This window comes from Prosthecobacter sp. (genome assembly GCF_044373815.1).
Taxonomy (GTDB): Bacteria; Verrucomicrobiota; Verrucomicrobiia; order Verrucomicrobiales; family Verrucomicrobiaceae; genus Prosthecobacter.
Genome location: NZ_JBIPNG010000210.1, coordinates 1 through 10,785, shown reverse-complemented (window position 1 = coordinate 10,785; position 10,785 = coordinate 1). Strand labels below are relative to the sequence as shown.

The window sequence follows — 10,785 nt, the reverse complement described above, 5'->3', positions numbered from 1 at the left end:
GGCAGGAAGCGTGTGGAGTCCATGTGCAAAGGCGCGAACACGTGCTTGGCGGCGAACTCATTCAAGCCCATGCCGCTCACGCGCCGAACGATCTCGCCGAGCAGGATGAAATTGATGTCGGAGTAGCGGAAGAAGCGATCGGGAGGGCCTTCAGACTCTGATGCGACAGCAAGGGCGATGCCTGCCGTGTAACCGGTCCATTCGGGTTCTTTGGGAATGCCCGCCTTCAAGCCGGAGGTGTGGGTAAGGAGATGTCGCACGGTGATGCCGCTGCGAAATTCTGGGATGTAGCGCCGCGCCTCGGCCGCCAGTTCGATCTTCCCCTGCTCCATGAGGATCAGCACACTTGGCAGTGTGGCCACCACCTTGGTCAGCGATGCGGCGTCAAAGACGGTGTCCTCGGTCATTGGCTCCTTCGCGGGGACAAGCGCACGCTGGCCTTCGACCACTGTCATCTTTTTGTCTCCGCTCTCGAACCAGAGCACGACCCCTGGCGGATTGCCTTTGGCCACAGCTTTGCTGACCACGGCACGCAGTGAGTCGAACTCATCCGCGTGCGCGAAGGAGCAGAGAAGAAGAAAAGTGAGCGAGCGCAGCATGAAGAAATTCATCCTGCCAGAAACGCCACGTGGCTGCCTATTTCTTTTTCTTCTTCGCCGCAGGTTTGCCAGCCCTCGGGCTTTCGAAGATGGGGGCGATGGTGCCTTTCTCCCATTCGGCAATGGCGGAGACGAGTTCCTTCACCACCTCGGGCTTTTCAGCGGCGAGGTTCTTGGATTCGCCGATGTCGGTGACGAGATCGTAGAGTTCGGGCTCTGCTTTGCCGAGGCGCACGAGTTTCAGGCTGCCGCGACGTATGGCGTTGTTGCCGCCGGGTCCGCCGGAGCGCCAGAAGAGGGTGTCATGGGGTGCGCTGGTTTTTTCACCGCTGAGGAAGGGCAGCAGATTGACGCCATCCAGATTCTTTGGCGTCAAGTCAGCCGATTCTGCGGCGGCGAGTGAGGTGGGCAGGAAATCGAGTGCGATGACGGGCTGGTCGTATTTGCCAGGCTTGATTTTTGCGGGCCAGCTCACGAGGAAGGGCACGCGCATGCCGCCTTCGTAAACCATGCCCTTTGCGCCGCGGAGTGGGGAGTTGTCGGTGAAGTTGCTGCCGCTCTTTGCCTGCAGATTGGGACCGCCGTTGTCGCTGACGAAGTAGATCAGCGTGTTCTCGCGCTGCTTGGTGGCGTCGAGCTTGGTGAGCACCTCACCCACGGCTTCGTCCATGGCACACACCATGGCGGCGTAGGTCTGGCGGTTTTTGTCTGTGATCTGGGAAAACTTGTCCATCCACTTCTGCGGTGCCTGCAGCGGTGTGTGGGGGGCATTGAAGGCCAGGTAGAGCATCCAGGGTTTGGCTTCAGTGGCGTGACGTTCCACAAAGGAAGAGGCTTCATCGCCGAACTGCTCGGTGAGGTACTTGGTCTGGGCTTCATCCTTGCCGTTGCGGTTCAGCGGGATGTTGTATTCTGCACCGCCGCTGGTGCCCGGGATGTACATGTGCCCGCCGCCGAGAGCGCCGAAGTATTCGTCAAAGCCGCGCTTGTTTGGGTGAAACTGCGGATGCGCGCCGAGGTGCCATTTTCCCACAGCACCCGTGGTGTAGCCCGCTTTTAGCATGAGCTGCGGATAGGTTGTTTCCGTCAGCGGCAGGCCCGCCACGGTGTCCTGCGGCAGCCAGGCGGGATTGTTCTCATGCCCGAAGCGCTGCTGGTAGCGGCCCGTCATGATGCCCGCCCGGGTGGGACTGCAAAACGGGTGAGATACGTATCCGTTGGTGCAGACGAGGCTCTGTGCGGCCAGCTTGTCGAGGTTTGGGGTGGGGATCTCCTTGGAGCCTTGGAAACCGAGGTCGTGGTAGCCGAGGTCATCCGCGACGATGAGAAGCACGTTCGGTTTGGCGGCGAAGGCGGATGCGGTTAGCAGCAGCGAGGCGAGGAAGAGGAGAGATCGCATGGTGGAGCGCGAAAAACGTTGGTTTGCGGTCCTTGTTTCACTTCCGGCTTGCATCGCACCAGGAAATCCGGCATGCCCATGGCATGAAGCCCAGCCTGCTCCTCCTTCCTCTCCTTCTGACCCAGTGTGGTGATGAGCCCAAGAAACCTGCGTCTGCGGCGAAGCCCGTGGCGGAAAAGCCTGCGGCAGCTCTTGCTGCTTCAGCTCCGGCCAAGGATGCGCCGAAGAAGGTGTATTGGACGCAGGAGATGATGCACACGGAGATCAAGTTTCACAATCCGGGGTATGCGGGGAACGGGCAGTTTAACATCGAAGGCGGGAACGTGGTCGCGCTGAGCCTGCGTGGGGCGAAGATTGAGAACGTGAAGTTTCTCGAACACATCGAGCCGGTGGCGCTGGATCTGAGCGAGACGCCGATCACCGACCTGCGGCCGATGCAGGGCAAGAAGCTGGTGGAGCTTTATCTTGAAGACACGAAGGTGCGGGACCTTTCGCCGATCCGTGGCATGCCGCTGGAAAAACTGTACCTGAGCCGCACGCCGGTGGAGAACCTGGCGGCGCTGGAAAGCATGCCTCTGGTGGAGCTGAATGCGGTGGGATGCCCGATTGGTGACATCTCGGGGATCGCCAAATGCCCGATCCAGATGCTGTGGCTGACGGACTGTCCGGTGGCAGACATCAGCGCGCTGAAAACGGTGCCGCTGGTGAGCGTAACGCTGCACCGCACTAAGGTGAAGGACCTCTCTCCACTGACCGGCACGGCGCTGCAGCGCCTGCACATTGCGGAGACACCGGTGACGGATTTGACGCCGCTGAAGGGCATGAAGCTCACGCGCCTTGTCTTTACTCCGGCGAACATCACAGCCGGGATTGATGTGGCAAAATCGCTGCTGTTGCAGGAAATCGGGACGCGGTTTGACGACGGCGGCAAGGACCTGGTGCCGCCGGCCAGTTTCTGGCCCGCGTATGATGCGGCGGTGAAGAGTGGCGGAAAATGACCAAAATTTATCTTTCCCCACCGCCTTCCTCCTGACAGAATCCGGGCGAATTCCATGAAAGAGTTTGCTTACATCCATGACGAGAAAAACAGCCCGTCGCCTTTGCGTGCGGTGCCTGCTCTCGCCAGTTTTAGCGATGACCAGCTTGATGATGTGTTGAACTCCAGCAGCCTGCTGCAATGCGAGCCGGGCGATCACATCATCAAGGAGGGAAGCATCGACTCCCGCATCTACGTCCTGCTCAGCGGTGAGCTGGAGGTGCGGGTCGGCACCAAGAAAGTGGCTGCCATCACCCGTATTGGGGAAGTTTTCGGCGAGCTGGCGCTCGTGAACCATGACAAGCGTCTCGCGTCCGTCATCGCCTCCACGAAGGCGGTGTGTCTGGCGGTGGATCAGAAATTCCTGCAGGACATCCATCCGCGCGAGGAAGACCCGGACTTCCATGCGGCGCTGTACGAATTCGTCGCGCGCCTCGTTGTGCGCAAGCTGGAGGCCACCTCCAAGCGCCTGGCCGAGGTCGAGAAGGAACTGCGCGAGCTGAAGGAAGCCAAGGCTGGCGCGAAGCCAGCCGCCAAACCGGCGACTGCGCCGAAACTTAAGCGACCGGTGAAACGCGCGCCTGCCAAGGTGGTGAGGAAACCGGCGCGGGTGAGGTAGAGCCTTTTAAAATATTTTACAGCCTCTGGAGTTTGGGAACCGGAGGCTGGCGCAAGCAGATGGTAGTATAGTCGTCTGTTTGGTGTTCAGCGCGCACGATTACCCAGACGCCGCACAGAGGACTGTGCGGACCACTTTGCTGCCGCCTTCGCGACTCCCTTATTGCTTAAACCGCCTGGCGCACGAGCTCATTCCGCGCCGCCGCCAATCGTGATGCGTTTGGCGGGGATCGGTGATTCGATGATGCCGAGTTCGGTTTCCTGTTTGAGGCGGAGCTGACCGCAGGCGGCGGCGATGTCGTGACCTTTTTCACGGCGGAGGGTGGCGGTGACGCCGGCATTGACGAGTACTGCGAGGAAGGCGTCCTGGGCAGCCTCACTCGGACGCACCCACTCGAGGCCATCGACGGTGTTGTAGGGGATCAGATTGACCTTGGCATTGGCACTGCGGGCACGTTTGGCCAGGGCGTGGGCCTGCTGAAGGCTGTCGTTCACGTCGGCAATGAGGATGAACTCGAAGGTGAGGAACTGCTTCCGCTTCTGGTTCCAGTAGTCGAGCGCTTCAAAGAGCTCGCCGAGGTTGTGCTTGCGGTTCACGGGCATGATTTTCTCACGCACTTCATCGGTGGCGCCGTGCAGCGAGATGGCGAGGCGGATCTGCAATGGGAAGTCGGCGAGTTTTTTGATCTGCGGGGCGAGGCCGCTGGTGCTGACGGTCATGTGGCGTGCGCCGATGCCGATGCCCCATTCGGCATTCAAGATCTCGATGGCCTTGGTGACGTTCGAGTAATTCGCGAGGGGCTCTCCCATTCCCATGAAGACGAGATTGTCGACGCGCTCTCCGGCATAGGCTTCCACCTGCACGATTTGCTCGACGATTTCCGCCGCCGTCAGATTGCGCGCGAAACCGGCAAGACCGCTGGCGCAGAATTTGCAGTCGTAAGCACAGCCGACCTGGCTGGAGACGCAGAGGGTGCGGCGGTCTGAACTGCCGCCGTAGAGGGCGGGATTGGCCGGAATGAGCACGGTTTCGACGTAGCGGCCGTCGTGGAGTTTGAGGAGGAATTTGCGCGTGGTGTCGCTGGAGCCGGCGACTTTGGCGATGGTCATCGTGCGCGTGACGAAGCGGGTGGCGAGGGCTTCGCGGGTGGCTTTGGGGAGATTGGTCATCTCCTCGAAAGTGGCGGCGCGTTTGGCGAAGACCCACTCGACGAGCTGTTTGGCGCGGAAGGCGGGCTGGCCGAGCTCTGCGAACACGGCAGCGATCTCCTCCGGCTTCATGCCGAGGAGTCCCTGGGGTGCGGGGGTGATGGTCATGTGTGCCACAGTGGCGGTGAAATGAGCATTTGAAATTCGAGATTTGGGTTTGATGCTGCTGGCATGGGTATTCCCGGCCTCATCATGCTGCTTGTCATGGTCGTCCTTATCGGCGCGGGTATCGGCATTGGTTTGTTTGCCTGCGCGATCGCAGCGGGGCTGGCGATGCTGGGGGTGGTGTCCAGCTCGGTGGCGCTGGGCTTTCTCACGAAGCGGCCTGCTACGGCGGTGCGGGCGCTGCTGCTGCAATGCGGCATTCTGGCGGGCATTCCAGCCGGAGCGGTCACTGCTTGGGTAGGCCGGTCAGTGCTAGAGCACGTGGACGAGAGCTGGATGATCGCCGTGTATGGCGGGATCGGCGGGGCGTTTGCTGGCGCGATGCTGGCACTGCTGCTGGATTTTATTTTCCGCCGCACGCATGCGTGGGTGGAGCAGCGGATGAAGCAGAAGACTCTGGTGGGTTAGTGCCGCAGAGAACTGCTAGGGCTGCTTTTCCTGCTCGCGGAACTGCGTGGGGGTGAGCTTGGTCATTTTCTTGAAGTCCTTGGAGAAGAAGAACTGATCGTGGTAGCCGACCTGACGGGCGATTTCTTTGACGGGATCGTCGGATTCAATGAGGCGGCGCTTGGCCTGATTGATACGCTCGCGCCGGAGCCAGTCGATGGGGCTGGTGCCGATGGCGGCTTTGAACTGGCGGCTGAAGTGGCTTTCGCTCATACCACTGAGTTGGGCGAGCTCGATCACGCGCATGGGCAGATGGAAGTAGAGGCGCATGCGCTCCAGCGCCTTGGAGACGGCGGAGGGGAGCTCGGGCTGCACAAGGCCGGGCTCCGAGAGGCGCACGTGGAATGCGAGGCCGATGATGGAGGCGACGGCAGCGCTGGCGAGTGCGGCATCGCTGGGGCGGGTACCGCTCATGTACTGGAAGGCGCTCTCAAACTCCTGCTTCACCGCCTGCTCATTGATGCCTTCGAGAACGGGCTGCGAGCGCACTTGCAGGAGTTCGGCGATGCGGTCTAGAGATCTGCCCTCGATGCGCATCCAGTAGAGCTCCCACGGATCCTTTTTTGCGGCACCGTAGATGTGCGGATGATGGCAGTTCACCCACAGCAGTGCACCGGGTCCGACGGCATGCCGTTTGCCTGCGATCTGAACCCAGCCGCAGCCCCTGAGGCAGAGGATCAACTCATGACCGGGGTAGGTTTCACGCTCGATGCGGTGCTCGAAGCCCGCCCTCAAATGGCCCGCGCGCACCACGGAATAAAACAAATCACGCTGCCAGTCAGCGGGTGTGGCGTAAAGATTCGTCATGAAGACGGTTTCCTGGATCAACGAAGCCATGGCCGGATAATACATTCAGGAGCGCCCAGGTGTCGAGCATTGAATTGTGCCCGGGACCCAAGGGAGGGGGAAAATCCTTTTGCAGCAGAGGGTGCCAAGCGGCATACTCATTTCCCTGCTGCGCACCTAATTACCCCCGCGCATGCACTCACGAACACATCATGCCCACTTACGATTACGAATGCCAGACGTGCGGCCACAAGTTTGAGGCCAAACAGTCGATGAAGGATCCGCATCTCACGGACTGCCCGAAAGAAAGCTGCCCTGGTCCGGTGAAGCGCCTGATTGGACTGGGCTCAGGTTTCATCTTCAAGGGCAACGGCTTTTACATCACGGACTACCGCAGTGACTCGTACAAAGCGGCGGCGAAGAAGGATTCTGAAAGCGCCTCAGCCTCCACGATTTCGACACCGGCTCCGGCTGCCACTCCGCCGGCACCTGCCAAGACGTCGGGTGCCTAGACCTGAGTCCACATACAACCCCCACCCCTGCCGCCGTGATTCGCCACCTGTTTCAGACTTTGCGGCTGCTTGGGATCAGCCTGCTGGCCGGAGCCACCTGGGTGGCTTACCGACCGGCCGATCTGCCCATGGTCGCTGCGCCAAGTAATGCCAAGGCCGATGACCTGCTGGACAGCCTGCGCCAGACGACGATCAAACGCGCAGCGGTGGTGGAGATCAGCGAGGCTGAAATCAACCGGCACCTGGCGACGACGCTATCAGGGAAGATCCCGAGCATGCTGGGCAGCTGGGTCACTTTTGAAGGCGCACGAGTTGATCTGGAGCCTGACAGGGCCCGCTTGTTCGTCATCTGGAAGCTCAAGGGCTACACCCACACGGCAAGCGTTGACCTCGCCATCAGTCGTGACGATAAAAACTTTCGCGTCGAGGTGCTGCGTGGGGCCTACGGCCATCTGCAAATGCCACGTGGCATGATGCGGCCGCTCTACCCGTCGCTGGAGGCGCTGGCTGAGGCGCTTGATCCTGAAATTCGGGCCTTGTTTCAAATGACCCAAATCACCATCGCCAAGGACAAGCTCGTGCTCGATCCCCGTTTCCCTCCCGCATGAACCGCCGTTTCCCATCTGTCTTTGCGAGCGTGCTCTCGTATGTCTGCGCCACACTGCTTGCGGTGGGGCAAACAACCCCGCCGCCAGTCCCACCGCTCACGAAGGAACAGAAGGAAGCGGCGGCTGCCATTGAGGCGCCGAAGACTGCCGTGCCACCGCCCCTGCCCGGCCAGTTGCAGAGTGGAGTTCCTGCCAAGCCTGCGGCGGAGCCACCCGCGACTCCGCCGGTATCTGATAATTCCGCCAGCAAAATGCAGGTGCTGGAAGCCGTCACCCAAAAGCCTGCGGTCACGGAAGTGCCGCGCGTGGGGACTCCTTCAGACAAGCTTCCCGTCACCAGTTCCACCAGCACCAGTCGGCAGTTCATCGTGCATGGGAAAGTGTTTGAGACTCGCAGTGCGATGTCCACGCGCTGTGAGGAGGTTTCCCAGGAAGTGCGCAAGGTGCTGAATGACAAGGAGCCGTGGGTGCTGCCGATTGTCGTGCTGCTGAACACGGGTGAGGAGGCGGCCAAATCGAAAGGACCGCCCATTTCCACCACGATTTCCGAGCTTAACTTCGGCGGTTTTCACCTGCAGGTGACGATCAATGAAGGACCTGGTCTCAAGGCGGAGGATCTGCGCAAGGAGCTGGTGCGTGCGCTTCTCGCCGAGCGCATCCTGCGCAATCATCAGAAGATCGAGACGCCGAAAGGACGCCTGCTGCTGCCTGACTGGATCATGACCGGTGTGCTGCACGCGCTGGACTTCCGTGCCAGCCCCACGCCCAGCGCGATGTTTGCCACGCTGTTCCGCAGCGGTAAAATCTATGGCATCGAGGAGATCATCGAAGCCTCTCCGGTGGAGATGGACAACCTGTCCCGCACGATTTACGAGACCTCCTGCTGCGCCTTGGTGCTGGCGCTCGTGGATCAGCCCAGTGGACCGCAGAATCTGAACAAGTTTCTCAATTCCCTGGCGAGCGACCCGCGCTCCGAACGTGAACTGCTGAGTGCCGCCTTTCCAAACTTTGCCGCCTCGGCCTCAAGCTTGAACAAGTGGTGGTCGTTGCAGCTTGCCGCGCTGGCCAATCCCGGTGTCGGCGAACCCCTCACTGCTGCTGAGAGTCTCAAAGCCATCGAGGAAGCGATCACCATCCACTACGAAGCTCTTCCTGCCGCAGTCCCGAAGAACGTGAAGCTGCACCCGTTTGTGATCCCGGCACCGTTGGCAGTCATCCCAGCCAGCGAATCCCATCCGGAGCCCACCGCGGCTGCGGCGCCGACCAAGCCCAAGTCCAAAGAAGCCACCGCCGAAGTCAAGGAAGAGCCGGGTGAGGAAGAAGATCCCAAGACGAAACGCAGCCTCCTTCGCCGCCTGCTATTCCTGGGAGACGCCAAAGAAAGCGAACCCAAGGCAAGTGACAAACCGACCAAGACCGCCGACGACAAGGAACAGCCAACTGAGGAAGAAAAGAAGCCTGGCTTCATGGGCCGCCTCTTTGGTGCAGGCAGTGACGAGAAAAAGGCACCGGATGAGCCAAGCGTCAAAGAGGACACTGCCAAGGTGGCTGATACTCCCGCCGTAGAAAAAGAGAAGAAAGAGGAAGAGGAAAAGAAGCCCGGCTTCATGGGGCGTCTCTTTGGTGCGGGCAGTGACGAGAAGAAGACGCCGGATGAACCGAGCGTCAAAGAGAGCACAGCCAAGGTGGCTGCAAAGCCGGCTGCAGCTCCTGCAATTGTCGAAAAAGAGAAGAAGGCAGAGGAGGAGAAGAAGCCCGGCTTCATGGGCCGTCTCTTTGGTGCAGGGAATGACGAAAAGAAGACTGAGGACAAAAAACCGGCTGTGACCGCGCCTGCGGACAAAAAGGCGTCTGAAAAAGAGAAAGCTGCCACCATCGAAAAACCCAAGGTCCCCGTCAAAAAAGAACCGGAAGCCAAGGAGGAACCCAAAGAGGAGAAGAAGCCCACCAAGCTCAATCCCATGAACTGGTTTCGTGGCGGCAAGAAAGCTGAGGAGAAGAAAGAAGAGACGCCCGCCAAGGAGAAGGAGGCATTTCTCACACCGCCTGACACTTTCGATGTCGCACGACTGATCTCGCCCATGATGGCGGATGCATGGCAGATGCTCGCACCTGCCGCCGCACGTCAAACTGCGGAGCCACTGTTTGATTTCCGCAAGCGCAAGCCCAAGGCCGAGGAAGCCCCCAAAGAGGAAACGCCTGCCCCGAAAACGGAGGAGGACAGACCGCCCGTCAAGAAAAGCAGCAAGCCACGCACGACGAATCCCAATTCCAAACCGGCCTCCAAATCATCAGCCAAAACTCCGGACAAACCAAAAACCACCAATCCGAACGCTAAGCCCGCCACGCCTGAACAGGTCCAAGCTGTCACCGCAGCCACCCCAGAGGCCGGGCCCGCCCTGGTGCCGGTGAATTTGCCGCTGGAAGAGTACCAGCACATCCTCAAGCACCCGGATCGCGCCAAGATACTGGCCTACAACACCGCCTCACTGCGTGCACTGGAGCTGCGTGTCAGCATTTTGTTCCGTCCTGTGATCCGAGGCTATCTCGTGGCGGTTCACGACATTGAAGCCGGGAGGACCAAGGACATGGACAAGCGCCTCGCCGCGCTGCATGAATTTGCGATCATCGCGTATCAGAAGTCCATCGCCGTGCGCGACTACCTCGACTGGTTTGAAGCGAGCGAAAGCGGCCGCCTCTCCGGCAAGTTCGACGACTTCCTGAATCTGCCCACCACCATCAAGAAAGAACTCCCTGCCCGCACCGATCCGATCTCGAAGTATCTGGATGCGATCGACAAGGAGTTTACGAAGTAGGCTCAGTTCAGGCTCACATCTTCAGGCATGCCGGCCATCACTTTGTAGACCGGACCCATGTCCTGGAGAATGGCGGACCACATCTGCGTCGGTTTTTCGACAGTGAGGACCAGCGGACGTGCGTCTGCGGTGATCCATGAACGCACTTCGAGCTCGCTTTCGAGCTGTCCGCCGCTCCAACCGGAGTAGCCGACGAAGCCGCGCACATCATGACCGAGGCTGAGCGCATGAAGGGCGTCTGTCACCGACAGGTGTGTCTGACAGCGCAGGGTGCGGCGGCGCTTGTTCCAATGCAGTGCGGCAAAGGCGAGCTTGTCGGTGGAAACCGGGCCACCCATGAAGACGGGAACCTCACCGAGCGGACCGAGATCCTGATCTGGCAGCAGATCGGCCACGCATTGCTCCAGAGGGCGGTTCAGGATGTAGCCAAAGGCTCCGTCCTTCGCGTTGTGCGCCGCCATGAAGACCACGGAGCGGGCAAAGTTGGAGTCACGCATGGCCGGTGAGGCGAGCAGGAGGCTTCCACTGAGGGAAGACGATGATTCGTTGGTGTGTTCCGAATTCATATCGATGTCTGACGCAATAACTAC

At 60.2% G+C, this 10,785-nt stretch carries 11 protein-coding genes; 6 read left to right on the top strand and 5 right to left on the bottom strand.

All coding sequences use genetic code 11. The features are described 5' to 3' along the window. The coding region (locus tag ACIREA_RS17185; RefSeq protein ID WP_397383544.1) for a serine hydrolase domain-containing protein at positions 1-599 on the bottom strand (599 nt) is incomplete at its 3' end. 37 nt (positions 600-636) lie between these two features. After that, a complete protein-coding gene (locus tag ACIREA_RS17180) occupies positions 637-1,998 on the bottom strand; it encodes a sulfatase (protein WP_397383543.1) in 1,362 nt (453 codons plus the stop codon). An 83-nt stretch (positions 1,999-2,081) separates the two neighbouring features. On the opposite strand from ACIREA_RS17180, the gene ACIREA_RS17175 reads away from it, so the two are divergent. Beyond that, positions 2,082-2,996 carry a leucine-rich repeat domain-containing protein gene (locus ACIREA_RS17175; RefSeq protein ID WP_397383542.1) on the top strand — a complete coding sequence of 305 codons (915 nt, stop codon included), beginning with the start codon at positions 2,082-2,084 and terminating at the stop codon, positions 2,994-2,996. 54 nt (positions 2,997-3,050) lie between these two features. Next, complete coding sequence (locus tag ACIREA_RS17170) at positions 3,051-3,653, top strand: cyclic nucleotide-binding domain-containing protein (protein ID WP_397383541.1); 603 nt, start codon at positions 3,051-3,053, stop codon at positions 3,651-3,653. A gap of 188 nt (positions 3,654-3,841) precedes the next feature. Here ACIREA_RS17170 and rlmN read toward each other — a convergent pair whose 3' ends face one another. After that, positions 3,842-4,969, bottom strand: a complete 1,128-nt coding sequence (gene rlmN / locus ACIREA_RS17165; RefSeq protein ID WP_397383540.1) for a 23S rRNA (adenine(2503)-C(2))-methyltransferase RlmN — start codon at positions 4,967-4,969, stop codon at positions 3,842-3,844. Between the two features lie 63 nt (positions 4,970-5,032). Between rlmN and ACIREA_RS17160 the strand changes: the two genes are divergently transcribed. Next, complete coding sequence (locus tag ACIREA_RS17160) at positions 5,033-5,434, top strand: hypothetical protein (RefSeq protein WP_397383539.1); 402 nt, start codon at positions 5,033-5,035, stop codon at positions 5,432-5,434. Positions 5,435-5,449: 15 nt separating this feature from the next. Here the strand turns inward: ACIREA_RS17160 and ACIREA_RS17155 are convergent, their stop codons facing one another. Further along, positions 5,450-6,310, bottom strand: a complete 861-nt coding sequence (locus tag ACIREA_RS17155) for an AraC family transcriptional regulator (RefSeq protein WP_397383538.1) — start codon at positions 6,308-6,310, stop codon at positions 5,450-5,452. A 161-nt stretch (positions 6,311-6,471) separates the two neighbouring features. Here ACIREA_RS17155 and ACIREA_RS17150 point away from each other — a divergent pair, with 161 nt between their 5' ends. Genes ACIREA_RS17150 through ACIREA_RS17140 form a run of 3 tightly spaced genes read left to right on the top strand, consistent with a single transcriptional unit; the run spans position 6,472 to position 10,195 of the window. Further along, positions 6,472-6,771 carry an FmdB family zinc ribbon protein gene (locus ACIREA_RS17150; protein ID WP_397383537.1) on the top strand — a complete coding sequence of 100 codons (300 nt, stop codon included), beginning with the start codon at positions 6,472-6,474 and terminating at the stop codon, positions 6,769-6,771. Between the two features lie 35 nt (positions 6,772-6,806). Next, positions 6,807-7,379, top strand: a complete 573-nt coding sequence (locus tag ACIREA_RS17145) for a hypothetical protein (RefSeq protein ID WP_397383536.1) — start codon at positions 6,807-6,809, stop codon at positions 7,377-7,379. After that, entirely contained in the window at positions 7,376-10,195 is a 2,820-nt protein-coding gene (locus ACIREA_RS17140) for a hypothetical protein (protein ID WP_397383535.1), read from the top strand. Before ACIREA_RS17145 ends, ACIREA_RS17140 begins: the two co-directional genes overlap by 4 nt. Before the next feature lie 2 nt (positions 10,196-10,197). Here the strand turns inward: ACIREA_RS17140 and ACIREA_RS17135 are convergent. Continuing rightward, positions 10,198-10,785, bottom strand: a 588-nt coding sequence (locus ACIREA_RS17135; protein ID WP_397383534.1) for a YqgE/AlgH family protein, incomplete at its 5' end; no start/stop codon positions are given.